Source organism: Enterobacter sp. HSTU-ASh6 (genome assembly GCF_026319105.1).
GTDB lineage: Bacteria > Pseudomonadota > Gammaproteobacteria > Enterobacterales > Enterobacteriaceae > Enterobacter > Enterobacter sichuanensis.
Genome location: NZ_WSPD01000003.1, coordinates 236,206 through 258,399 on the forward strand (window position 1 = coordinate 236,206; position 22,194 = coordinate 258,399).

24 protein-coding genes and 2 tRNA genes are annotated in these 22,194 nt (G+C 53.8%); 9 read left to right on the top strand and 17 right to left on the bottom strand.

Annotated features, from left to right (window positions below):
• Positions 1 to 25 precede the first annotated feature (25 nt).
• Both mgsA and csgI read right to left on the bottom strand, forming a co-directional pair.
• A complete protein-coding gene (gene mgsA, locus GM298_RS05085; RefSeq protein ID WP_025755971.1) occupies positions 26 to 484 on the bottom strand; it encodes a methylglyoxal synthase in 459 nt (152 codons plus the stop codon).
• Positions 485 to 564: 80 nt separating this feature from the next.
• Positions 565 to 1,227 (bottom strand): curli synthesis inhibitor, encoded by a 663-nt coding sequence (gene csgI / locus GM298_RS05090; RefSeq protein WP_045284701.1) that lies wholly within the window; start codon positions 1,225 to 1,227, stop codon positions 565 to 567.
• 173 nt (positions 1,228 to 1,400) lie between these two features.
• Between csgI and GM298_RS05095 the strand changes: the two genes are divergently transcribed.
• On the top strand, positions 1,401 to 1,814 hold the full coding sequence (locus GM298_RS05095) for a CoA-binding protein (RefSeq protein ID WP_025755969.1): 414 nt from the start codon (positions 1,401 to 1,403) through the stop codon (positions 1,812 to 1,814).
• A 35-nt stretch (positions 1,815 to 1,849) separates the two neighbouring features.
• On the opposite strand, the gene hspQ is transcribed toward GM298_RS05095, so the two are convergent.
• Genes hspQ through GM298_RS05110 form a run of 3 tightly spaced genes read right to left on the bottom strand, consistent with a single transcriptional unit; the run spans position 1,850 to position 3,803 of the window.
• Complete coding sequence (gene hspQ / locus GM298_RS05100; RefSeq protein WP_045284700.1) at positions 1,850 to 2,167, bottom strand: heat shock protein HspQ; 318 nt, start codon at positions 2,165 to 2,167, stop codon at positions 1,850 to 1,852.
• A gap of 60 nt (positions 2,168 to 2,227) precedes the next feature.
• Positions 2,228 to 3,418 (bottom strand): 23S rRNA (cytosine(1962)-C(5))-methyltransferase RlmI, encoded by a 1,191-nt coding sequence (gene rlmI, locus GM298_RS05105; RefSeq protein WP_008499917.1) that lies wholly within the window; start codon positions 3,416 to 3,418, stop codon positions 2,228 to 2,230.
• A 58-nt stretch (positions 3,419 to 3,476) separates the two neighbouring features.
• Entirely contained in the window at positions 3,477 to 3,803 is a 327-nt protein-coding gene (locus GM298_RS05110) for a hypothetical protein (RefSeq protein ID WP_126800350.1), read from the bottom strand.
• Between the two features lie 201 nt (positions 3,804 to 4,004).
• Between GM298_RS05110 and GM298_RS05115 the strand changes: the two genes are divergently transcribed.
• Genes GM298_RS05115 through yccX form a run of 3 tightly spaced genes read left to right on the top strand, consistent with a single transcriptional unit; the run spans position 4,005 to position 5,654 of the window.
• Positions 4,005 to 4,562 carry a kinase inhibitor gene (locus GM298_RS05115; RefSeq protein WP_266153731.1) on the top strand — a complete coding sequence of 186 codons (558 nt, stop codon included), beginning with the start codon at positions 4,005 to 4,007 and terminating at the stop codon, positions 4,560 to 4,562.
• A gap of 10 nt (positions 4,563 to 4,572) precedes the next feature.
• Complete coding sequence (locus GM298_RS05120) at positions 4,573 to 5,361, top strand: helix-turn-helix transcriptional regulator (RefSeq protein ID WP_266153733.1); 789 nt, start codon at positions 4,573 to 4,575, stop codon at positions 5,359 to 5,361.
• A gap of 11 nt (positions 5,362 to 5,372) precedes the next feature.
• Complete coding sequence (gene yccX / locus GM298_RS05125) at positions 5,373 to 5,654, top strand: acylphosphatase (protein WP_025755965.1); 282 nt, start codon at positions 5,373 to 5,375, stop codon at positions 5,652 to 5,654.
• Here yccX and tusE read toward each other — a convergent pair.
• Both tusE and yccA read right to left on the bottom strand, forming a co-directional pair.
• The gene (gene tusE / locus GM298_RS05130) at positions 5,651 to 5,980 is read right to left on the bottom strand and encodes a sulfurtransferase TusE (protein WP_266153736.1); all 330 of its coding nucleotides are present in this window, start codon (positions 5,978 to 5,980) and stop codon (positions 5,651 to 5,653) included. The two genes, yccX and tusE, sit on opposite strands and share 4 nt — an antisense overlap.
• 86 nt (positions 5,981 to 6,066) lie before the next feature.
• The gene (gene yccA, locus GM298_RS05135; protein WP_013097244.1) at positions 6,067 to 6,726 is read right to left on the bottom strand and encodes an FtsH protease modulator YccA; all 660 of its coding nucleotides are present in this window, start codon (positions 6,724 to 6,726) and stop codon (positions 6,067 to 6,069) included.
• A 270-nt stretch (positions 6,727 to 6,996) separates the two neighbouring features.
• Between yccA and GM298_RS05140 the strand changes: the two genes are divergently transcribed.
• The 3 genes from GM298_RS05140 (at position 6,997) to GM298_RS05150 (ending at position 9,391) form a co-directional block, all read left to right on the top strand.
• The gene (locus tag GM298_RS05140; protein ID WP_088244146.1) at positions 6,997 to 8,625 is read left to right on the top strand and encodes an ABC transporter substrate-binding protein; all 1,629 of its coding nucleotides are present in this window, start codon (positions 6,997 to 6,999) and stop codon (positions 8,623 to 8,625) included.
• A gap of 130 nt (positions 8,626 to 8,755) precedes the next feature.
• A tRNA-Ser gene (locus GM298_RS05145) sits at positions 8,756 to 8,843 on the top strand.
• A gap of 290 nt (positions 8,844 to 9,133) precedes the next feature.
• Positions 9,134 to 9,391 carry a YjhX family toxin gene (locus GM298_RS05150; RefSeq protein ID WP_021240841.1) on the top strand — a complete coding sequence of 86 codons (258 nt, stop codon included), beginning with the start codon at positions 9,134 to 9,136 and terminating at the stop codon, positions 9,389 to 9,391.
• Positions 9,392 to 9,484: 93 nt separating this feature from the next.
• On the opposite strand, the gene GM298_RS05155 is transcribed toward GM298_RS05150, so the two are convergent.
• The 6 genes from GM298_RS05155 to GM298_RS05180 form a co-directional block, all read right to left on the bottom strand.
• Positions 9,485 to 10,321: an alpha/beta fold hydrolase gene (locus tag GM298_RS05155; protein WP_025755962.1), complete on the bottom strand. Its 837-nt coding sequence runs from the start codon at positions 10,319 to 10,321 to the stop codon at positions 9,485 to 9,487.
• A 175-nt stretch (positions 10,322 to 10,496) separates the two neighbouring features.
• Entirely contained in the window at positions 10,497 to 11,525 is a 1,029-nt protein-coding gene (locus GM298_RS05160) for a diguanylate cyclase domain-containing protein (protein ID WP_262747350.1), read from the bottom strand.
• Between the two features lie 71 nt (positions 11,526 to 11,596).
• The gene (locus GM298_RS05165) at positions 11,597 to 11,815 is read right to left on the bottom strand and encodes an acyl carrier protein (RefSeq protein WP_025755960.1); all 219 of its coding nucleotides are present in this window, start codon (positions 11,813 to 11,815) and stop codon (positions 11,597 to 11,599) included.
• Between the two features lie 18 nt (positions 11,816 to 11,833).
• On the bottom strand, positions 11,834 to 13,267 hold the full coding sequence (locus GM298_RS05170; RefSeq protein WP_095449462.1) for an AMP-binding protein: 1,434 nt from the start codon (positions 13,265 to 13,267) through the stop codon (positions 11,834 to 11,836).
• Positions 13,264 to 14,382, bottom strand: a complete 1,119-nt coding sequence (locus GM298_RS05175; protein ID WP_266153768.1) for an MBOAT family O-acyltransferase — start codon at positions 14,380 to 14,382, stop codon at positions 13,264 to 13,266. Before GM298_RS05175 ends, GM298_RS05170 begins: the two co-directional genes overlap by 4 nt.
• Before the next feature lie 128 nt (positions 14,383 to 14,510).
• Entirely contained in the window at positions 14,511 to 15,647 is a 1,137-nt protein-coding gene (locus GM298_RS05180; protein WP_266153769.1) for a D-alanyl-lipoteichoic acid biosynthesis protein DltD, read from the bottom strand.
• A 278-nt stretch (positions 15,648 to 15,925) separates the two neighbouring features.
• Between GM298_RS05180 and GM298_RS05185 the strand changes: the two genes are divergently transcribed.
• Positions 15,926 to 16,013 (top strand) — tRNA-Ser (locus GM298_RS05185).
• Between the two features lie 476 nt (positions 16,014 to 16,489).
• On the top strand, positions 16,490 to 17,398 hold the full coding sequence (locus GM298_RS05190; protein WP_266153770.1) for a LysR substrate-binding domain-containing protein: 909 nt from the start codon (positions 16,490 to 16,492) through the stop codon (positions 17,396 to 17,398).
• Positions 17,399 to 17,442: 44 nt separating this feature from the next.
• On the opposite strand, the gene cobO is transcribed toward GM298_RS05190, so the two are convergent.
• The 4 genes from cobO to GM298_RS05210 form a co-directional block, all read right to left on the bottom strand.
• Positions 17,443 to 18,045 carry a cob(I)yrinic acid a,c-diamide adenosyltransferase gene (gene cobO, locus GM298_RS05195; RefSeq protein ID WP_059385495.1) on the bottom strand — a complete coding sequence of 201 codons (603 nt, stop codon included), beginning with the start codon at positions 18,043 to 18,045 and terminating at the stop codon, positions 17,443 to 17,445.
• Between the two features lie 9 nt (positions 18,046 to 18,054).
• Positions 18,055 to 19,707: a class I fumarate hydratase gene (locus tag GM298_RS05200; RefSeq protein ID WP_266153746.1), complete on the bottom strand. Its 1,653-nt coding sequence runs from the start codon at positions 19,705 to 19,707 to the stop codon at positions 18,055 to 18,057.
• A gap of 82 nt (positions 19,708 to 19,789) precedes the next feature.
• Positions 19,790 to 20,791 carry a glutaminase A gene (gene glsA, locus GM298_RS05205; protein WP_095440955.1) on the bottom strand — a complete coding sequence of 334 codons (1,002 nt, stop codon included), beginning with the start codon at positions 20,789 to 20,791 and terminating at the stop codon, positions 19,790 to 19,792.
• A 53-nt stretch (positions 20,792 to 20,844) separates the two neighbouring features.
• Positions 20,845 to 22,137: a dicarboxylate/amino acid:cation symporter gene (locus GM298_RS05210; protein WP_266153748.1), complete on the bottom strand. Its 1,293-nt coding sequence runs from the start codon at positions 22,135 to 22,137 to the stop codon at positions 20,845 to 20,847.
• Positions 22,138 to 22,194: the final 57 nt, after the last annotated feature.

Sequence of the window (22,194 nt, forward strand, 5' to 3'; positions counted from 1 at the left end):
GGCGTAGCCGCCACCCGGCAAAAAACTATTTCAGTCTCTCGGAAAGATAGCGCTGATAATCCGGAATAAGGATCTCAACCGGGGAGTTAAACTGCGGGGATTCAATAATGAAATCCGCCGTCGAGAGGTTGGTCGCCACCGGGATATTCCACACCGTCGCCAGACGCAGCAGCGCTTTGACATCCGGATCGTGCGGAACCGCATTCAGCGGATCCCAGAAGAAGATCAGCACATCAATCTTTCCTTCGGAAATCTGCGCCCCGACCTGCTGATCGCCGCCCATCGGGCCGCTCAGCATGGCATTTACCTCCAGACCCGTTTCGCGCTGAATCAGGTTACCGGTTGTGCCGGTCGCCGACAGGGCGTGCTTCTCCAGCAAAGACTGATGGCGGCGAACCCAGTTAAGCAGCATTTGTTTACAGTGATCGTGCGCAACCAGAGCAATGTGTTTACGTTCCGGTAGCGTGCGTGTTGTCAGTTCCATAATCATATCCATCAGGTTAACTGACTACACGATGACGGGAACCGCCTGACGCTGCAAGAGCAAGGCGTAAAAAATGTGGCTTATGAGGAAGGTTGTTGTTTTGCCCATTGTAAAAACCGGGCGCGCGTATCGGGATCGGCCTGCTGAAACCAGAATTTGAGGCGTTGTTCCGTCAGGGTCTGGGACTGAGGGGGAATAACGTCCAGCTCAGAGACACCCGATAACAGCGTACTGTCGTCAGCCATCATGGTGGCAAACTGCGGAAGCGAGGCGCGTTTGCCTGCTTTGTTATAGGCCTGGGCCGCGGCCTCGTAATCCGGTCCTTTCGGTGAGGTAGTCAGCGCCAGAATATCCAGTTTTACCGGAATCGGCATTGCATCCCCGTCCAGCAGTTCAATACGCGGTGACGCGTCAAAGGCCGCACTCTCTTTCTCTGTTTCAATACGCGGCAGGGTAATGTTGACCTGACTGATTTGCCGGGTATTAAAGCTGACAATCAGCGGCGGGGAGATGTACATCCTTTGCTCATGATTGGCGAGGCCGATCGATTTTTCCACCCGGAATACCAGCTGGTGCGGGCCGTTATCCAGCTCGATGCTGTCGGCACCGCGCAATAAGGAGCTGGAGACCTTTTTTCCATCCAGCACCAGGAGATCAATATCGCCAGAGAGCCGAAGCGTGGTAGCAAAGACGCAGACCGGCATCACTAATGCAATCAGAGCAGTGGCAATACCGGTTTTCATAGAAGGCTCCTGTCAGAAATTCTGTCGGCGCATGAATGTATCTAAATTTTTCGATAATCACGTTTACTAACATATAGACATATTTGGCCGTTTTGCCCTCATACATCTGTATGGGATGGATGGTTGAGATGTGCCCTTTGGCGTACACTTTGAAAAAAGCCAGGAGAAAAACCATGAAAGAGAACGATATTGCCGAGATTTTGACATCCACGCGCACCATTGCGCTGGTGGGCGCGAGCGATAAACCCGATCGTCCAAGCTATCGGGTCATGAAATACCTTCTCGATCAGGGTTATCACGTTATCCCTGTCTCGCCGAAAGTGGCCGGTAAAAGTTTACTGGGCCAGCAGGGCTACGCCACGCTCAACGACGTACCGGAAAAAATCGATATGGTGGATGTTTTCCGTAATTCGGAGGCGGCGTGGGGCGTGGCTCAGGAAGCCATTGCGATTGGAGCAAAAACGCTGTGGATGCAGCTCGGGGTGATTAACGAGCAGGCTGCGGTGCTGGCGCGTGAGGCGGGTCTGAAGGTGGTCATGGACCGCTGCCCGGCCATTGAGATCCCCCGTCTGGGGCTGGCGAAGTAATAAAAAAAGCCCGTTCATCGGGCTTTTTTACACGCTTAGTTCCGCAGGCGCGGAGCCTGTAACTGTTTGCGGATAGTCTGAGCCAGTTCATCCATCGTAGGTTGCTCCGGATGTTCTTCCCGCAGTTCACTGCTGAGCTGCGCTTCAGCAAGATAGGTGTGAACGGGTTGTCCGTCATCACCTTCCATTACCACATGGTACCAGGGCGCGGCGCGAAGCTCGGCGTTCACCGCCAGCTCGTCTGCTGACGGTTCATCAAGGGAATACTCCGGGTCGATATCCACGACCACACCCAAATACCCTAGCAAAGTGTGGCGGACCTGCTGGCCGATACCGAATTTGCTGGCAATCATAGTCACCTCCCGGGAAATACGACTTACACGTTATGTGCGGGCAATATTTCTCTTTTCAAGTTACATGACGCGACAGGCAAACCCTTTCAGATAGAGCCCTTCCGGGTAGGTAGCAATCACCGGGTGATCGGCTGCCTGACGGAACTGCTCTATAAATTGTACATCACGACCAGCATCTATTGCGGCATCGGCGATGATTTTTTGGAATAAATCGGTGGTCATCAGGCCTGAGCAAGAGAAGGTGAGGAGAATCCCGCCCGGGTTCAGCAGCTGGATAGCCAGCATGTTGATATCTTTATATCCACGGCAGGCACCCATCAGCTGGCTTTTGTTTTCCACAAACTTCGGTGGATCCATCACGATGACGTCGAACTTTTCGCCCTGATCGCGATATTTACGCAGCAGCTTAAAGACGTCGTCACGAATAAATTCGGCTTTGCTCAGATCAAGCTTATTCAGCTCGACGTTCTGTTTCGCCACGTCCAGCGCTTCCTGTGAGGTGTCCACGCTCACCACCTGGGCACAACCGCCCATCAGCGCTGAAACGGCAAACCCGCCGGTGTAGGAGAAGCAGTTCAGCACGCGTTTGTCGGCAACGTACTGACGCGTCGCCAGGCGGCTGTCGCGCTGGTCGAGGTAATAACCCGTTTTGTGTCCGCCCTGAATATCCACCAGCAGCTTCATGCCGTGCTCTTCAATCGGCAGCAGGGCAGGCGGCAGTTCACCGGTCACAGGGCCTTGCGTCAGCTCCATGCCCTCTTTTTTGCGCACCGCCACATCGCTGCGGTCGTAAATGGCGCACTGTGGGAACAGTGTTTGCAGGGCACTAATCAGCGCGGCACGCTGATATTCCGCCCCGGCGCTCAGAAGCTGCAGCACCAGGAAGTTGCCGAAGCGGTCAATGGTGACGCCCGGGAGACCATCAGACTCACCGGCAATCAGGCGGTAGCTGTCCAGCCCGTCGCGTTTTGCCAGCCAGTCGCGCCACTGCTGCGCCTGCTGCAAACGGCGAACGAAGAAGTCGATATCAATGGTTTCATCTTTATCGAAGGTCCAGACGCGGGCACGGATCTGGGACGCTGGCGAGTAGGCGCCTCGCGCTAACCATTTCCCCTGATGGTCAACGATATCAATAGTTTCACCGAGGCTGGCTTTGCCTTCCATGCGGGCAACCGCGCCGGAAAAGACCCAGGGATGACGGCGCAGTAAAGACTTCTCGCGCCCTTTGGCTAACACTAAACGTACACTCATAATTTGCTGTTCTGTCGATTTCAGGGAAATGGCGCGTAGAGTAGCACATCAAAACGGATCAGAGCTTCTCAAAATCTCTGATGATTTTTCGATAACGCCAGGATTTATAGGACAGCACAGGAGGTTGTGCGAGAGTCATAATGCTAACCCCTACGATGATCGCCAGCCCCCACGCCAATGCCCTGACAGGTGAACTGAAAACGACAAGAACAATCAGGAACATGAAGCATACGCTGATTACCCAGAGTAGGGTATTGAATCGACGGGCGAGATCGTAAACTGCTTCTTCAGGCGTTCCGCCGTACCTCTCAACGTTATTTTTTATCTTCTGCAAATCAGACAGTGTAAAACCAGAACGCAACAGGTCTTCATCAGTAACATTCATATCGTTTTCCTTTCGCGCATAGCATTCCATTTACTGTTTGTACACGAACAGACTCACTGCGCGTAGAGTAGCACTTTCAGCAAGGCGCAATCATCTGCGGATACCCTTGAGCGTTTCGGCACAAAATCAAATCGCTTAGGCACATTACACGATTGCCGAGGGATATACAGTGGAGCTTCCAGTACAGCAAAGGGATCCCCCATGAAAAAGCACAGTGTAATAGCAATGGCCGCTCTGACGGCAATGAGTTTTCAGGTTTTCGCCGCAACGCCTTTCAGCATGACCAGCCGGGATATTTCCGGCGAACGGCGGTTAGCGTCACCGCAGGTGTTTGAGGGATTTGGTTGCCACGGTGGGAATACCTCGCCACAGCTGGCGTGGAAAAATCCGCCCGCGGGTACGAAAAGTTTTGCCGTCACGGTCTATGACCCGGATGCGCCTACCGGCAGCGGCTGGTGGCACTGGACCGTAGCCAACATTCCCGCGAAGACAATGACGCTGCCCGCTGATGCCGGTAACCCAAATGGCGAAAAATTACCTGCCGGCGCTGTGCAGGGGCGTAATGATTTCGGGTATTCTGGATTCGGCGGCGCATGTCCGCCCGCAGGAGATAAGCCTCACCGCTATCAGATGACCGTCTGGGCGCTGGACGTGGATAAACTGCCTGTCGACAACAATGCCAGCGGCGCGCTGGTCGGCTTTATGCTCAACAGTCATGTTCTGGCAAAGGCGCAGTTAACCGCAACCTACAGCAGATAAGGATGAACCGGTGCAGGAGTTTCATTTTCGACATAAACATCTCACGGCGGGTGAAGTGACTGCCAGCAAAATGCATCGCCTGCACCAGGTTAAACTCTTTTTTCCGGCCATTTGTCATATCACGCACGGCAGTAAGGTGATTGTGCAGGACGATAACCGTCTGGTGGCCACCCGGGATGAACTCATCATTATCCCTGCCAATACGGTGATGGAGATTATCAATCAGCCCGCGAACGGCATGTTTCGCTCGGACTTGCTGATGTTATCGCCGGAAATCGTTGCCGGGTTTAAAGCGCATTACCTGAAATCCTGGCCGCGCACGACGCTGCATTCGCTCTGCGCTCCGCTGAGCGAGGGGCTGGCGTTTATGTGGGATAACCTGCTACACGCCGTGCGTCAGGATTTTCCGGAGGCGTTGCAAAAACATCAGGCCTTCGGTCTGTTGCTGGCATTGCTGCATGACGGCGTGGCAGGTCCGCTGCTTATCGAGCGAAGTAATAACCTGACCGAGCAGGTGCGACAGTTCATTATGCTGTCGCCTGCCAGAGCCTGGACCGCGCAGGACATTGCCAGCCGTCTCGCCCTGAGCGTGCCGACGCTGCGCAGGCGGTTACGCGAGGAGTCGCAGAGCTTTCGTCAGATTGTGGAGGAGGTAAGGATGGCCGTGGCGTTGTCACAGCTACAGTCAACCCGATTACCGATTGGCGAAATCGCATTACAATGTGGGTATCTTTCCAGCTCTCGTTTCACCGCCCGTTTCCGGCAACACTATGGTTGTTTGCCGAAAACGCTACGTTAAGGAGAAGAAAAATGGCAAAAGTCTGCACTATTGCCTGGGTTCACGGCATCGTTCAGGGTGTGGGGTTCCGCTACAGCACTCAGCGCGAGGCCGTTCAGCTTGGGTTAACGGGATACGCGCGTAACATGGATGACGGCAGCGTTGAGGTGGTCGCCTGTGGCGAAGCGGAGCAGGTCGACAAGCTGGTGGCGTGGCTGAAAGCGGGTGGGCCGCGCAGCGCACGGGTTGATAAGGTCTTAACGGAACCGCATCAACCCGGCCGGGAGTACGTTAACTTCGGTATTCGCTATTAAATGCACTTCACCGGTTTAGGCAGGCCGGCAATTTTGGTGGCCTGTTTTGCCGGGCCTTTCGGGAACAGGCGATAGAGATAGCGGCTGTTGCCTTTCTCTTCACCGAACTTATTGGCCATCGCCTTGACCAGCATGCGGATGGCCGGAGAGGTGTTGAATTCGAGATAGAACTCGCGCACAAAACGCACCACTTCCCAGTGTTCGGGGGAGAGGGCGATGCCTTCTTTCTCAGCAATGACTTCTGCCAGCGCTTCGTTCCACTGGCCACTTTCTTTCAGATAACCGTCGTTATCGGTCACGATCTCTTTGCCTTCAAAACTCAACATAGTCATTCACGCGTCAGTCAAAAACGCTGCAGTGTACCAAAAAACAAAGCCCCGCATAAGCGGGGCCAGGTTCACATCGTTGCGGCTTAATCCCGGCTGGCAAAGCCCAGGATGCTCAGCAGGCTGACGAAGATGTTGTACAGCGACACATACAGGCTCACGGTGGCGCGAATATAGTTCGTCTCACCGCCGTGAATGATGTTGCTGGTTTCATACAGGATTGCGCCGGATGACAGCAGGATAAACACCGCGCTAATCGCCAGGTGCAGGGCAGGGAGCTGCAGGAAGATGTTAGCCACCATACCAATCAGCACCACCACGATACCCGCCATCAGCATACCGCCGAGGAAGGACATGTCCTTGCGGGTGGTGAGCACGTAGGCCGAGCAGCAGAAGAACACCAGCGCGGTTCCGCCCAGCGCCATACCAATCACATCGCCCATGCCGGCGGACAGGTACGCGTTCAGGATTGGCCCCAGGATGTAACCCAGGAAGCCGGTGAAGGCAAACGCGGAGAGAATACCGACCGGTTTGTCAGCGGTTTTGTAGGTCAGGAACATCAGACCGTACATTCCCACCAGCGTCAGGATCAGCCCCGGGGACGGCAGCATCAGCACGGTGCTGGCGGTTGCGGTGATCGCCGAAAACGCCAGCGTCAGGCTGAGCATGAAATAGGTATTGCGCAGCACCTTGTGGGTGCTGAGTAGCGATGTGCGGTCGCGGGAAGAAGTAATTATACGATCCATGAGTCACTCTCTTATGACAGATGTAATTAACGGAAAGAATAGGAAACGGCGCGTCACTCTCAAAGTGGTTTTACCCATCTTTACTCAGCAGGTTAGGGCGGAAGCTGGTTGTTTCTTCTGCATAAATACGTTTCACCAGTATGAACAGCGGTTTGACGCGATTAATCAGATCAACCTCTTATAGGTTACTGAAAATTATTGCGTTATTACCATAAGGCCGCTAAGAGTTATTTCCGGATCGTCACAAAAACAGACAATAAGGCGAAGGAAATGAAACCACAAACACGCACGCGCTTTACGCTCTCTTTACTTACCGCAGGGATCCTGTGCGCCAGCACGGCAACCTGGGCGGCGAACGTGCCGGCAGGAACGCAGCTGGCCGATAAGCAGGAACTGGTCAGGAACAACGGTAATGAGCCGGCCTCGCTCGACCCGCATAAAGTCGAAAGCGACGTCGAATTCAATATTATCAGCGATTTATTCGATGGGCTGGTCAGTGTCTCCCCGGCGGGGGACATTCAGCCACGGCTGGCGGAAAAATGGGAGAACAAGGACAACACCGTCTGGACGTTCCATCTGCGTCCGGGCATCACCTGGAGCGACGGCACTGCCATCACCGCGGAAGATGTGGTCTGGAGCTGGCAGCGTCTGGTTGATCCTAAAACCGCTTCACCGTATGCCAGCTATCCAGGCAACATGCACATTGTGAATGGTGCGGATATTGCGCAGGGGAAAAAAGCCCCCGATACGCTGGGCGTGAAAGCGATAAACGACACCACGCTGGAAGTCACATTGACGCAGCCTAATGCGGCATTCCTGGCCATGCTGGCGCACCCGTCACTGGTTCCGGTGGACAAAGTGCTGATTGGCCGCTTTGGCGACAAGTGGACCAAGCCTGAACATATCGTCACCAGCGGGGCCTATAAGCTGTCCCAGTGGGTGGTCAACGAACGCATTGTGGCGGAGCGCAACCCGCGCTACTGGGATAATGACCATACCGTAATTAATAAGGTGACGTATCTGCCTATCACCTCCGAGGCCGCAGATGTGAACCGCTATAAAGCGGGCGAAATTGATATTGTCTACACGGTGCCGATCAACCAGTTCGCTCAGCTCAAAAAAACGCTCGGCAGCGAGCTGGATGTCTCTCCGCAGCTGGCAACCTATTACTACGAATTTAATACCACCCGGCCGCCGTTCAACGACGTCCGCGTGCGCAAGGCGCTGAACATGGCGCTCGATAAAGACATCATTGCCGGGAAAGTTTTAGGGCAGGGGCAGCGTCCGGCGTGGCTCATCAGCCAGCCGGATATCGGTGGCGTTAAGTTACAGAACCCGGATTACGCCAGCTGGCCGCAGGACAAGCGCATCGCTGAGGCGAAAAAATTGCTCGAAGCGGCCGGGTATAACGCCAGCCATCCTCTGCGCTTCAACCTGCTCTATAACACCTCTGAATCGCACCAGCGTATTGCGATTGCGGCCAGCTCGATGTGGAAAAAGAACCTCGGCGTGGAGGCGAAGCTGCAAAATCAGGAGTGGAAAACCATGCTGGATACCATGCATACCCACAACTTTGACGCGGTGCGTTACGCCTGGATTGCCGACTACGACGACGCGGCGACCTTCCTGAACACCTTCCGCACCGGCGACAGCGAAAACACCAGTCAGTACAGCAATCCGGAATACGACCAGGCGCTGATGAATGCCGCAAAAGCCAAAACAACGGAAGAGCGGGGTAAGTTCTACCAGCAGGCGGAAGATCTGCTGGGACGTGATGTGCCCGCCATTCCGGTGTATCACTACGTCCGTACGCATCTGGTCAAACCGTGGGTGGGCGGATTTACGCCGGATAAGCTGGGGTACTATTACACGAAGGACATGTACATCAAAAAACACTAAGCCTGTGCTGATAAAATCGTCGATGTGTTGTCAGTTCAACCGATTAAACACGTTTTGACTATTTTTACAGCGAACGAATGCCGCGACTCTTTACAGCGCGCGGTGAGGTGTTTATAGTTCGCCTCACTCAGGAAGTGTGGCCGAGCGGTTGAAGGCACCGGTCTTGAAAACCGGCGACCCGAAAGGGTTCCAGAGTTCGAATCTCTGCGCTTCCGCCAGATATAAACCCCAGGTTACTTGTTAACCTGGGGTTTTTCTTTTGGATTGAATGATTCAGGTCACACTTTTCGGGTTCCGCTGTTTCCCGGTCAAAATCAGGCGTTATCATTCACCCCGTAAATACCTTTTCATCTCTTACCGAGGCTTTGATGCTGGAGAATGTTTTCATCAGATAATCAGCTTCCCGTCCTTCTCAGGACGGACTGGTTATCGCTGCGCTTAAACCTTACGCACGCACCTGCTGGTGTGGGCTCGTTTTTACGCATGATGATTACACAGGTTTTCCAGTATGAATTTATCCCGTCAGGAACAACGTACCTTACACGTTCTCGCCAAAGGTGGACGTATTGTGCACGTCCGCGACAGTTCTGGCCGCGTCACGTCCGTTGAGTGCTACACCCGTGAAGGGCTGGTGCTGAGCGACTGCACGCTCAGCGTCTTCAAAAAACTCCGCACTAAAAAGCTGATCCGTTCCGTGAACGGGCAGCCTTACCGCATCAATACCACCGGGCTGAATAACGTTCGCGCCCAGCTGGACAATCGCTAAGCAGAAGAAATCACGCCACCCTCGGGTGGCGTTCATACATTGAACGGAATGTAGGCCGGGTAAGCGCAGCGCCACCCGGCAAGAAACGCGGCGTTAAGAGCGGATAAAAGCCAGAATATCCGCGTTGATGGTATCCGCGTGGGTGGTATGCATCCCGTGTGGGAAGCCCGGATAAATTTTCAGTACGCTGTTCGCCAGCAACTGGTCCTGCAGAAGGGCGGCATTTTTATACGGCACGACCTGATCGTCGTCGCCCTGCATCACCAGAACGGGAACCGTAATGGCTTTCAGATCTTCCGTCTGGTCGGTCTCTGAAAACGCCTTGATCCCTTCGTAGTGCGCTTTGGCGCTGCCGATCATGCCCTGACGCCACCAGTTCTGAATCGTTCCCTGCGAAACCTCGGCGCCATCGCGATTGAAACCGTAGAAAGGACCGCTGGCGACGTCGAGGTAAAACTGGGCGCGGTTAGCCGCCAGCGCCTGGCGAAAGCCATCGAAAACCTCAATCGGCGTGCCGCCGGGGTTAGCGTCCGTTTTGACCATCAGAGGAGGGACGGCGCTGACAAGCACCGCTTTGGCGACGCGACCCTGCGGCTGGCCGTACTTCGCCACATAGCGGGCGACCTGGCCGCCGCCGGTAGAGTGACCGACGTGCACGGCATTGCGTAAGTCCAGGCTTTCAACAACGGCTGACGCATCGGCCGCATAGTGATCCATATCATGCCCTTCACTCACCTGATCCGAACGTCCATGACCGCGGCGATCGAGCGCGATAACGCGATAGCCTTCCGCGAGGAAGAAGAGCATCTGGTTATCCCAGTCATCGGCACTTAACGGCCAGCCGTGGTGGAAGACGATGGGCTGCGCCTCTTTTGGACCCCAGTCTTTGTAGTAAATGTTGACGCCATCTTTCGTGGTAACGAATGCCATACCGCTGACTCCTCTGTTAAAGGCAAAACGCGTGCCGACTGAACGCAGTGCAGATCAGTAATGCCTTAATTAAGTTGGCTTTTTTCTGTTTCCCGTACCGACAGTACTCCTAAAGTGTAGGATAAAGCGTAAAAGCAGGCGGTTTCATTTTTGTTAACGGCACGCATAAACCCCGTCACCGATCCCCCGGCGCTACCCGCTTACGGGTATACATCGCTTTGTCTGCGCTATTGAGCAACGTGTCGGCATCTACGGCGTCGTGAGGAAAGCGGGCAATACCGATACTGCCCGAGATAGTAATCACCTGTTCGTTAATCAAAAATGACTGCGCCAGTGCAGCGCTGACCTTTTCGGCCGTTTGTGTGGGTAAGGGATCGCTGGCAGCTAAATCGGGGAGGAGGGCGACAAACTCATCGCCACCGAGGCGGGCAATCGTGTCACCTTCGCGCAGCAGACTTTGCAGACGAAATGCCACAAGCCGAAGCAGTTCATCGCCGACGGCATGACCGTGGAGATCGTTCACCGGTTTAAACCGATCGAGGTCGATAAACAGCAGCGCCACTTCTCTGCTGTTGGCGATAGCCTGGGTGATTGCCAGTTCCAGACGGTTAACGAGTAATCTCCGGTTCGGTAATCCAGTCAGGGCATCAAAGTTGGCATGCAGCCAGGCGATGTGTTCGCGCTGTTTGCGATCGGTAATATCGCGGATAAATGCCGAAAATATCTGCTTCCCTCCTTGCTGATGCGGCCATATCGACAGTTCAATAGGGAACTCACCTTTGGTGCGATGCAGCGCAGCGATCTCGATAGTGCGGTTAAGAATATTCGACGGTTGCGCGGCCTTAAAGCGCATCAGGCCGCGCGCGTGTTGCTCGCGAAACGCTTGCGGTACAATCATCTCGCCAAGGCTGTTGCCTATCGCTTCTCCGGCAGTCCAGCCGAACATGCGTTCTGCGGCCTGGTTCCAGTTCACAACGACGCCAGCCTGATCGATGGTAATCACAGCATCCTGGGCGGTCTCAACCAGCTGGCGATGGTACTCTTCACTCTCTTCCAGCGCACGCTTCATCGACTCAATCTGGCGGATGCTCTCCTGCAGTTCGCGGTGCATTTCCTCAAGCGAAAGAGAGAAAAAGCGGATCCGTTCTTCAACAGACATCTTTTTCATTTCTGAGCACAGGTCACTGGCGGTACGTGGCGGCATATTCTCTTCCTGTCAAAAAGTTAAGCACTCATCCATTATGGAGCCTTAGATAACTTTTTGTACCTGCCGGGTTAACGGTGTTCTTCAATATAGCGGGCCAGGTCCGCCGGGGTTTTCAGCACTGTCGCCACGTCTGTTGGCGGGATCATACAGCCGTAAACGTCCTGCACTTCCAGTACCATGTCGACCGCCAGAATGGAGTCGAGAATGTCTGAGTCAATCAGCTCATCGTGGAAACCGACCTTACGGGATAATACGTTTTCGAACAGGGCGAGAATTTCTTGTTCCATCATTTTTTCCTGGTGTCATTAATGTGTGCGGGCGTAAGCGTCCAGCAGTTTGCGGTCAATTTTGCCGTTAGGATTCAACGGTAAAGCGTCTTTGACGATAATTTGTGACGGTACCATATAGGGTGGAACCACCTTCGACAGGGCGGTTTTGATCGTATCCGGTGCCAGCTCCGTCACGCAGAAGGCGGCAATGCGCAGTACGCTGCCACAGGATTTCATCAGCGGCAGTACCACCGCTTCGTTGATGCCGGACATGGCCAGCAGACGGTTTTCGATCTCGTTGATTTCAATACGGTAACCATTCAGTTTGATCTGGCTGTCATTGCGGCCCTGACAATAGATGAGCCCTGCTTCATAACCCAGATCGCCGGTCCGGTAGCCACGAAAGGCTTCATTTTCACGGCGGAGCAATTTTGCCGCGTTCTCCTGCGGCAGGCCGAGGTAGCCGCGCATAACGTTCTTACCCCAGATAATCAGCTCGCCCTCGGCGGTAATTTCCATTTTGCTCTCTGGCATCATGACCCCCACCGGCAGCACGGCGCTGTCGCTGTTGAGGATCTCATCCGTTATTTCCACCACGGTTGTCGCAATGGTCGCTTCCGTCGGGCCATAGGCGTTAATGATGTTGGCCTGCGGGAAACGGCGGCGTAGCTGCTTAACCAGCGCTTTATTTAACACCTCACCAATGAAGATAAAGACCTTGAGTGCTGGCAAATACTCGCTGTTGAACTGCGGGGACAGCAGCTGCTGGTAAGCAAAAGAGGGGGTAGAAACCCAGGCGGACACCGCGTTGCTTTTCAGCCGCGCCAGCCAGTTCGCTTTCTGAATATCCTCTTTGGCGTTCAGTACGATGTGTCCCCCCATTGCCAGATTCGCCAGTAACGGGATCAGGGAGAGGTCAAAACTGAATACCGCGTGGTTCATCAGCACCGGTTGTTCCGGCAGTGAAAAATCTTTGCTGACCCATTTCATAAAGTGCCATACGCTCTCACGCCCAATCTGCACGCCTTTAGGCTTGCCGGTGCTGCCCGAGGTAAACATGATATAGGCCAGATCCTGCTCCTCCAGCACCTTGCCTGTCTCACCGGTGGCGATGAACTGCCGGGTCGCCACGTTGTAATAGTAAGGGGCACTGGCCAGATGGCAGATCTCCTTCAGCCTTTCCTGCGGATAGATGCAGTCGACCGGGATATACGGAATGTTATGCAGCAGGCAGCTATAAATCGCCACGGCAAATTCCGCCTGCTGGTGTCCGTACAAGACGACCGGCGTACCTGCAACAGGCCGGCAACGCTGATAGCGCTGCGCCCAGTCCGTCACGGCTGCGGAAAGCTGTTCCCAGCTTAGAGATTCGTCGCTGCCGCTGATGGCCAGCTGTTGCGGACGCGCGGGATCGCATAATGCCGCACGTAAGAAATCCTGCAGTGCCTGAAGGTCGGCGTGATTATTCATAGAGGTGACATTCCACTAAAGATGTAAAGGGACCCTGCCGCGCTTCCCAGCGTCAGAATTCGCCCCAAAAAAGCAACAGCCGGATACTGCAATCCGCGCTGTAATGCCGGGCTGCGTTTGGCTGACCACAACAGCATGTTATGGGCCACCGAAATCGCGCCAAACAGCGCGCCGCTGATGACATAATGGCGTTCCAGGCCATTCCACGCGCCCATGCAGAACAGGGTGCAAAAAATGCCGATATTTTGCGCCAGCGTTTTGTTCTGACGGAAAAAAGTAAACTTCATCAGGTTCATATAGACGGGCATAAACACCACATCACGCAGCCATTCAGACAGGCTAATGTGGAAGCGGCGCCAGAAATCCTGCGGATTCTTTGCCAGAAGCGGCATATTGAAGTTTGCCGGAATGTTCAACCCAAACAGGCGGCCTGCGCCGATGGCCATATTGCTGTAACCCGCAAAATCAAAATAGAGATAGGCGCTATAGGCCAGTGACATCACCAGGCCCACGGTCAGCGTAAACGGCTTATGGCTCCAGGGCTGCACGACAAGTGAATCAACCAGCATGGCAAACAGGAACTTCTGGACAATGCCGGTAATGATTTGCTCCAGCGCCACTAAAAACTGTTCGCGGTTAAGGGCAAAGACGGGCTTACTGACATCGCTCATCCATGTCCGCCAGCGATACATTGGGCCCGCCAGAATAATAAAGGGCATAAACAGATAGCAGAAATAATGCAGGAAATTCTGTCCTTCTTTTTTACTGCGATAGAGCAGCACGTCCACCGCGCGGAACGTCATAAACGAGAGGCCGATCATGCCGAGATGATGATTAAGATGCAGTTTCACCAAAAATAAAGGCAGCAGCGTTAACACAATCGCCTGCCAGGTTTTTAACCTGCCTTTTTCTTTTAACGTGGCGACAAGGTAAAAACTGAAAAAAACGACCGCGGGAACACGGTAATCACCCTGAAAAATATAGCCCCAGCCTAATGCGGCGAGGACGGATAACGCCGATAAATACGTCAGGCGATGACGTAATACGCGATTGATCAGCGAAAACGCCAGGGCGGATGAAAATAAATAGACAAAAAACATGCCTGAGCTATACATCATTCGGCCTCAGAACTTTTGATATTCAAAATGCAGCTGCATACTCATGCTGTCATCGACAGAGGTCCACGCGACGATGGTGATCGCCAGCAGGAGATAAAGGAAAAAAAGACGGATCGCAATTTTCATTATTTAAAACTCTGTGCAATAAAGCGAATCATAGGAACCCAAGCCAGCTCGGAAGGGTGCAAACGATCCCAGTTCCAGCCATTCTGATAAGGCATGGCGTACATATCGAAATAAGGGATCTGGTTCGCTTCCAGAATGGTTTGAATTTGCTTATCAACCGGACGGAAGGTATCGGTATTGTAAAGCGCCCAGGGATTCACCGGGTCGACGATAGCAATCACCTGCACGTGACGGTCTTTCAGCAACTGGACAGTTTTTCTGAACGCGTCGATTTGCGCAGGTACGACCGGTGTGTCATCCCACTGCTGTCGCGTACCGTCCTCCTCGTAAATCGTTTTGTCCATCCACAGAGTGGCCGCGCTCTGCTGGCGTTTTTTATTGAGCTCGCGTGCATGAGCCAGCTCTTTATCCCAGTCCGGGGTGATGTGGGGTGTGGGCTGCTGCGGCCAGGGCTGCGCCGTCCCGGGCGTGACGTGGAGCAGCGCCAGCCAGTCGTTTTTAATCAGGGTGCAGATATTGGCAAACTGGTAACTCAGCTCGTCCCACATCAGACCGGGGTGCCAGCCAAAGACGCGCATTTGACCAAAGGTTAAATGACTTATTTCTTTGGCATCAATATGCTTTAAGTAATTTACCAGCAACGGGCGCGCCTGCGGATCCTGCATCAGCGGATTAAAAACAGAGGCCGGGAAATTATCGGTATAGATAGCAGGAGGCAAACCTTTTGAATAAAAGCTGTCCGGTGCCAGAAGCAAAACAACTTTACTGTTTGCGTTAAGGCTATTTTTAAAACGTGAGAGCAGCAAAAATTGCGTTTCGTCATCGACAAAGGCATCGCCATACGCCACAACGGGTTGGTGCAATTGCTTATTAAAGTAATTATATACCGCGTAATGTTCATCTTCCGAGGTTGCAACCTCAGACGCACCAATGAAAAAAATCGCATTCCCTTCTAAGGCATGGGAAATAGTCGCTATTTTTTCCGCTTGTTCTTTCGGCGTGCCCGCCATTGATTTAATCAGCGGCTGGAAGGTGAGGGGCGGATTAACGCCCGACACGAACGGATGAACACAAAGGAACAACGTGGCCAGGGTCGCCATCAGGATATGTAAGCAAAGCGTATTTTTGATTTTCATCATCAACCAGTAAGACTACATGGCAGTAATTTCTACAATCTGTGGGTAATCAAATTCATAACAATTACACAACAAATGGCGGTCTATTTTTTTTGGCATTCTATACCAGAGTGTTTTAAAAGGATGAGCGTTGCTGTGTAACGGTATGTACAAGGGGGCGAAGAAAGAACGGGGACCCCGGCTCGGTGGCTTTTTGAGCAATCAACCCTCGGTAGTCAAAAATAGAAAAATTCCTGCTTTACAAGGCGCTAATAGATGTTTATAGTGCGCCTCACTTTGGAAGCGTGGCCGAGCGGTTGAAGGCACCGGTCTTGAAAACCGGCGACCCGAAAGGGTTCTAGAGTTCGAATCTCTACGCTTCCGCCAAATTCGAAACCCAGGTCGTTATGCGACCTGGGTTTTTTGTTTTCTGTCGGTTTCAGCATGCATGCTGACGAGGCGCAGGAACGGCGTTCTGACTCCCGTCACGCTGGCGCAGTCAGGGAGCGAAAAGCGTTATCAGCAGGACACACAAAACCCTGCTCTATTTATAGCTCAACGTTTTGTTTTATATTTTTTAACATCCAGTCCCTGGTTATTCCTGATTTTAATGGCCATACGTTTTTTCGTATAATAAACCGCTGCCTCCATTACCCGAGACACAAAAGTGAACAGGTTCTTAATAATCTTTCATGTTTCATTTCATTTTCTGCAAGTAGTTTGGCCTGAGCCGCAAAACTGATTAAATCATGGTATGGATCACTGCCGACAAAGCCTAACTAAAATATAATGGCGGTATCGTTCTGAAGCAGGGTTTATTCGCTTCAAAAAAATACTGTTACCCACCATGAATGGAAGACATGATGAGAGGAAAAATCCCCAAGAGCGAGTTGCTGGTGACGTTCGAAGTTGTGGCACGTCACGAAAGCTATACCCGCGCCGCAGAAGAGCTGGCGTTAACGCAAAGTGCAGTGTTCAGACAGGTGACGGCCCTGGAGGAGTTTTTACACACCTCATTATTTAACCATGCCAAAAAACGGATTTTTCTGAATGCGGCAGGAAAGCATTATCTGAATATCGTCAAAGAGACGCTGAATAAGCTGGAACGCGATACAAATATGATAATGAATTGGCAGCCTGCTGTTCAGGTAGTGGAGCTGGCGGTCAATCCCACCTTCAGTACGCATTGGCTGATCCCCAATTTATGGGAGTTTAATAAATTAAATCCTGATATTATTGTTAATATTCACTCGCTGGCCAATATCGGCGATTTTTTGAATCGTGAATATGATGCGGCTATTATGCGCGCAGATTTTTGTTCTCCGTGGTCGGAAGTCGATTATTTATTTGAAGAGGAGATCCTGCCGGTCTGCAGCCGCAGCTTGCTTCCTCATGCGGAGCAGAAGCTGGGGGTTGAGGAGTTGCTAAGGGAGTTCCCGCTGTTACATCAAAGCACTCGCATCAATGGCTGGCAGGAGTGGTTTGCACTTTCCGGTATTACCAGTCCGGACGTGAATCTGGGCCCGCGTTTTGACCTTCTCTCGATGCTGATTGCCGCAGTACGATCGAATCTTGGGGTTGCGCTGCTTCCCCGCTTCGCCATCCAGCATGACCTGGACTGCGGCGAGATGGTAATCCCCTGTGATGTGCCTATCCGCACCGGCAACCGCTTTATCATGACATGGCGGGAAGAAAAGTCTCAGGCACAGCCGTTACAACTCTTCCGCGAGTGGCTGTTGCAAAAATCAGTGGTATCCCCGGTTGAGTCATAATGCCGGATGGCGGCAGTGCAGCGCGCCATCCGGTGCAGACACGCTTACCAGTCGATGCCCTCCTGCGCCTGGATACCGCTGTCAAATGCGTGTTTAACCGGGCGCATTTCGCTGACCGTGTCGGCAAGCGCCAGTAATTGCGAGTGACAGCCGCGTCCGGTGACAATCACGGTCTGCTGTACCGGACGGTTCTCCACCGCCGCGATCACCTCCTGACTGTCCAGATAGTGATAAGCCAGCATATAGGTGAGCTCATCCAGAACCACCAGGTCATAACGTGGGTCAGCTAGCATGCGTTTGCTCTCCTGCCACACCGCCGTTGCGGCCTGAATATCCGTTTCCCGGTTTTGTGTTTCCCACGTAAAACCGGTGCCCATAATGTGAAATTCGACGCCGAGCGGATGCAGGGTGTTGTATTCGCCATTATCCCACTGACCTTTAATAAACTGCGCGACGCCAACGGTTTTACCGTGCCCGACGGCACGCGTCGCCGTGCCGAAGGCGGCGGTGGACTTTCCTTTTCCGTTGCCGGTGAAGACGATCAGAATGCCTCTCTTCTCCGTTGCCGCCGCTACGCGGCTGTCAACCTGCTCTTTACGCTTTTGCTGCCGTTGGCGGTGCCTGTCTGCGTTAGCTCGCGCTTCCATAATGGCTCCTTAATGTCCGGCAGGGCAGGATGCGCAGCGATGCTGCTGCTCAAACTGGCTGAAGAAATTATTTCCTTTGTCGTCAACCAGCATAAAGGCGGGCAGATTTTCGACCTCCATCATCCACACCGCTTCCATGCCCAGTTCGGGATACTCAAGGCAGCGCAGGCTTTTCACATACTGCTGCGCCAGCAGAGCCGCCGCACCGCCGATACTGCCGAGGTTGAAGCCGCCGTGCTTATGGCAGGCATCGGTGACTTGCTGGCTGCGGTTGCCTTTGGAAAGCATGATCAGGCTTCCGCCCGCGGCCTGGAAAGCATCGACGTAGCCATCCATGCGCCCGCCAGTGGTCGGACCGAGGGAACCGCAGGCCTGATTCTCCGGTGTTTTCGCCGGGCCAGCGTAATAGACGATATGGTTTTTCATATACTCCGGCATCGGTTCGCCGTTATCCAGCCGCGCTTTGATTTTGGCGTGAGCAATATCGCGGGCGACCACGATCGGGCCGCTTAACGACAACCGGGTGCCGATCGGCAGGGTGGACATATCGCGCAGAATCTCGCGCAGCGGGCGGTTCAGGTTGATCTGTACGGTCCGGGCGTCGTTTTCCTCACGGCAGGCGTCCGGAATGTATTTCCCTGGGTTATGTTCCAGCTTCTCCAGCCAGATACCATGCTTATTGATTTTCGCTTTGATATTTCGGTCTGCGGAGCAGGAAAGTGCCATGGCGACAGGGCAGGAACCGCCGTGTCGCGGCAGGCGGATGACGCGAATATCGTGGGCGAAGTACTTGCCGCCAAACTGGGCGCCGATGCCGAATTCGCGGCTGGCGTTGAGCAGCGTGGTTTCCAGCGCCGTGTCGCGGAACGCCTGACCCAGCTCGTTCCCGCTGGTGGGCAGATTGTCATAATATTTTGTTGAAGCCAGCTTCGCGACCTTCAGCGCCTGGTCGGCAGAGAGGCCGCCGACCACAAAGGCAATGTGATACGGTGGACAGGCTGCAGTACCGAGCGACTTCATCTTCTCGATCAGGAACGCGGTGAGTTTCTCCGGCTGCAAAATGGATTTCGTTTCCTGGAACAGCGCGGCTTTGTTAGCAGAACCGCCGCCTTTATTGACAAACAGGAAGCGGTATTCGCTCCCCGGTGTGGCGCTGATGTCTATCTGCGCCGGCAGGTTGGTCTGGGTATTTACCTCGGTATACATGTCCAGCGGTGCGTTTTGCGAATAGCGCAGGTTACACTCGCTAAAGGTGGCGTAAATCCCTCTGCTCAGCGCTTCGGCATCGTCCCCACCGGTCCAGACGTGCTGGCCTTTGCTCGCCACAATGGTGGCCGTGCCGGTATCCTGACAGTTTGGCAGTATGCCTTTTGCCGATACTTCGGCGTTGCGCAGCAGCTGCAGAGCGACATACTTATCGTTACTGCTGGCCTGCGGGTCGTGCAGGATGCTGGCTATCTGCTGTAAATGTCCGGCGCGCAGGAAAAATGAGGCTTCATAAAACGCCTGCTGGGCCAGCAAGGTCAATGCCTCAGGCGCCACTTTAATGACCTCCTCGCCCTCCAGCTCCGTCACCGTAACGTGTTGCGCGCTGAGGAGTTCATATTCCGTCGTATCTTCACTCTGAACAAACAGGTCCTGCCAGACAAATGGTTTAGACATAGTACTTCTCACTTTGTGGTTGTTTTTACCGGGCACTGGCGCAACTGCCGCGCCCGGCTTACAGAATCACAGCCGGTTGGGATCAATGGGCTAAAAAGAGACTGGCCTGCGTCGCCTCAGCGACATACGCAATCGTCTGCTGGGCGCGGACGCTATTCCCGGCGACATCCAGCGGTGGCGAATAGACCGCGATGGCGTATTGGCCGGGCACGATGGCAACCATGCCGCCGCCGACGCCGCTCTTCGCCGGGATCCCAACGGTGTACAGCCATTTGCCGCTGCCGTCGTACAGCCCGGCAATCGCCATTTCCGCCAGAACCTGCGGCACGTAGCGTTCATTCAGCAACTGCTTACCGTTGAAAGGCGATTTGCCCCTGTTCGCCAGCACCGCGCCCATTTTGGCGAGCTGCTCAACGGTGATGTCTACAGAACACTGGCGGGTATAGATTTCGACGGCATCCCGGGTATCGCCATAAAAGCTGTTATAGGACGCCATCAGCATCGCCAGCGCCTGGTTATGCTGATTGGTCTCCATTTCTGATTTGAACACCGGCTCGTTGACGGTCAGCGAGGCATCCGCCCACGCGTTGAGGTTATCGAGAATTTTGTTCCAGCGGTCGGACTTATCTTTCGCCTCAATCAGGCTTACCGTGCTCATCGCCCCTGCATTGACCAGCGGGTTTTCCGGCGCCCCTTTGGTCAGCTCAACCGCCAGGCCGGAGTTGAAGGGCAGACCGGTCGCACTGGCGCCGAGTTTATCCAGGACCTCCTGTGGGCCACGCTGCTCCATCGCCAGCGCCAGGGTGAAAACTTTGCTCAGCGACTCCATGGGAAATGCTTTTTTCACATCGCCAACCTGGTAAATGTTGCCGTCAACGGTGGCGAGGGTGATGGCGAAATTATTGGGGCTATAGGTCGCCAGGGCGGGAATGTAGTCGGCGACTTTTCCCTCAAAATTATCTTTAAATTTTTGATGAGCCTGCTCCAGCAGCTGCGCGTAATCCGGCGCGGGTTGCGCCAGCGTGGCAGCGCTAAAAAACAGGCTGACCGATAAGAGGCTGACGCCGAAAATGTTTATCTTCATGGGCTATCCTGTAAATCGAATAACGACAGGCCAACGACCGTTGGCCTTTGTAATCAATACATGGCGATTTCAGTGTCTGAAGCGGTACTTTCTTTGGCCGGAACCTTGCCGCGGCAGCCGACGCCGAAGTGCTCGCCTTCCCAGCGACCGACGATAGCGGCACCCATCGCGTTACTCATCACGTTGGTGGCGGAACGGCCCATGTCGAGGAACGGATCGACGCCCATCAGCAGAATCAGGCCCGCTTCCGGAATGTTGAACTGGTTGAGCGTGGCGGCAATAACCACCATTGATGCACGCGGCACGCCCGCCATCCCTTTCGAGGTCAGCATCAGGATCAGCAGCATGGTGATCTGCTCCCCAATGCTCAGTTCGATGTTGCACGCCTGGGCGATAAACACGGTAGCAAACGAGCAGTAGGCCATTGAGCCGACGAGGTTAAAGGAGTAGCCGATCGGCAGGACAAAGCTGGCAATCCTGGAGGAGACGCCGAATTTTTCCAGTTTGTTCAGCGTGCCAGGGAAAGCCGCTTCTGAACTTGACGTCGTAAAAGCCAGCAGCGCAGGTTCGAGGATCGCTTTTGTCAGACGACGGATGCACGGACCGACAATCATGGTGGACAGGCCAATCAGAATCGCCCACAGCAGGCCGAGCGTCATGTAGAACTCACCCATGAAAATACCGGCGCTGACCATCACACCCAGACCGCGTTCGGCAATCAGCCCGGAGATCGCGGCAAACACGGTCAGCGGTGCAAACAGCATGACGTAGCCCGTCAGCTTGAGCATCACGTGGACCAGAGAGTCGAGCACCTTAATGATGGGCTCGGCTTTCTCGCCAATGGCCGCCAGGCTGCAGCCCAGGAAAATCGAGAACACCACGATTTGCAGAATCTCGTTACGGGCCATGGCATCAACGATGCTGGTCGGTACCGCGTGAGAGATAAACACTTTCAGCGTAAACGGTTCGGACTGAACGGCTGCTACGGCCCCGGCGTCATGAGCGACAAAGTTAATGCCTGCGCCAGGCTGGAAGATATTGACGATAACCAGCCCCAGCGCGATCGACAGCAGCGAAGCACAAATAAAGAGGAAAAAGGTTTTGGAGAATATACGGCCGAGTGTTTTCGCATCACCCATTTTGGCTATGCCGACCACCAGGGTTGAAATAACCAGCGGGGCGATAATCATTTTCACCATGCGTAAGAATATCGTGGTGAAAATAGAAATATCCTGTGCGTACGATTTTGCTGTATCTGCTGATGCCATATTATTAATGACCACCCCGGCTATCATGCCGAGTATCAAACCTAATATGATCATTTTTGTTAAGCTTATTTTTTTCATGTTTACTCCATCGGATAAAGGTTGGTTAAGGTGTAGGGTCGCGTGCGCCTGAGCCCT

What these genes read in the sequence shown, in the direction of transcription:
- mgsA (WP_025755971.1), bottom strand. Translation starts at nt 484, where the DNA reads ATGGAACTGACAACACGCACGCTACCGGAACGTAAACACATTGCTCTG.
- GM298_RS05190 (WP_266153770.1), top strand. Translation starts at nt 16,490, where the DNA reads ATGAGAGGAAAAATCCCCAAGAGCGAGTTGCTGGTGACGTTCGAAGTT.
- GM298_RS05160 (WP_262747350.1), bottom strand. Translation starts at nt 11,525, where the DNA reads ATGCCGCCACGTACCGCCAGTGACCTGTGCTCAGAAATGAAAAAGATG.
- rlmI (WP_008499917.1), bottom strand. Translation starts at nt 3,418, where the DNA reads ATGAGTGTACGTTTAGTGTTAGCCAAAGGGCGCGAGAAGTCTTTACTG.
- GM298_RS05095 (WP_025755969.1), top strand. Translation starts at nt 1,401, where the DNA reads ATGAAAGAGAACGATATTGCCGAGATTTTGACATCCACGCGCACCATT.
- glsA (WP_095440955.1), bottom strand. Translation starts at nt 20,791, where the DNA reads ATGAAGATAAACATTTTCGGCGTCAGCCTCTTATCGGTCAGCCTGTTT.
- csgI (WP_045284701.1), bottom strand. Translation starts at nt 1,227, where the DNA reads ATGAAAACCGGTATTGCCACTGCTCTGATTGCATTAGTGATGCCGGTC.
- GM298_RS05165 (WP_025755960.1), bottom strand. Translation starts at nt 11,815, where the DNA reads ATGGAACAAGAAATTCTCGCCCTGTTCGAAAACGTATTATCCCGTAAG.
- cobO (WP_059385495.1), bottom strand. Translation starts at nt 18,045, where the DNA reads ATGGAAGCGCGAGCTAACGCAGACAGGCACCGCCAACGGCAGCAAAAG.
- tusE (WP_266153736.1), bottom strand. Translation starts at nt 5,980, where the DNA reads ATGTTGAGTTTTGAAGGCAAAGAGATCGTGACCGATAACGACGGTTAT.
- GM298_RS05150 (WP_021240841.1), top strand. Translation starts at nt 9,134, where the DNA reads ATGAATTTATCCCGTCAGGAACAACGTACCTTACACGTTCTCGCCAAA.
- GM298_RS05200 (WP_266153746.1), bottom strand. Translation starts at nt 19,707, where the DNA reads ATGTCTAAACCATTTGTCTGGCAGGACCTGTTTGTTCAGAGTGAAGAT.
- GM298_RS05155 (WP_025755962.1), bottom strand. Translation starts at nt 10,321, where the DNA reads ATGGCATTCGTTACCACGAAAGATGGCGTCAACATTTACTACAAAGAC.
- GM298_RS05115 (WP_266153731.1), top strand. Translation starts at nt 4,005, where the DNA reads ATGAAAAAGCACAGTGTAATAGCAATGGCCGCTCTGACGGCAATGAGT.
- GM298_RS05175 (WP_266153768.1), bottom strand. Translation starts at nt 14,382, where the DNA reads ATGTATAGCTCAGGCATGTTTTTTGTCTATTTATTTTCATCCGCCCTG.
- GM298_RS05110 (WP_126800350.1), bottom strand. Translation starts at nt 3,803, where the DNA reads ATGAATGTTACTGATGAAGACCTGTTGCGTTCTGGTTTTACACTGTCT.
- hspQ (WP_045284700.1), bottom strand. Translation starts at nt 2,167, where the DNA reads ATGATTGCCAGCAAATTCGGTATCGGCCAGCAGGTCCGCCACACTTTG.
- GM298_RS05180 (WP_266153769.1), bottom strand. Translation starts at nt 15,647, where the DNA reads ATGAAAATCAAAAATACGCTTTGCTTACATATCCTGATGGCGACCCTG.
- GM298_RS05210 (WP_266153748.1), bottom strand. Translation starts at nt 22,137, where the DNA reads ATGAAAAAAATAAGCTTAACAAAAATGATCATATTAGGTTTGATACTC.
- yccX (WP_025755965.1), top strand. Translation starts at nt 5,373, where the DNA reads ATGGCAAAAGTCTGCACTATTGCCTGGGTTCACGGCATCGTTCAGGGT.
- yccA (WP_013097244.1), bottom strand. Translation starts at nt 6,726, where the DNA reads ATGGATCGTATAATTACTTCTTCCCGCGACCGCACATCGCTACTCAGC.
- GM298_RS05170 (WP_095449462.1), bottom strand. Translation starts at nt 13,267, where the DNA reads ATGAATAATCACGCCGACCTTCAGGCACTGCAGGATTTCTTACGTGCG.
- GM298_RS05140 (WP_088244146.1), top strand. Translation starts at nt 6,997, where the DNA reads ATGAAACCACAAACACGCACGCGCTTTACGCTCTCTTTACTTACCGCA.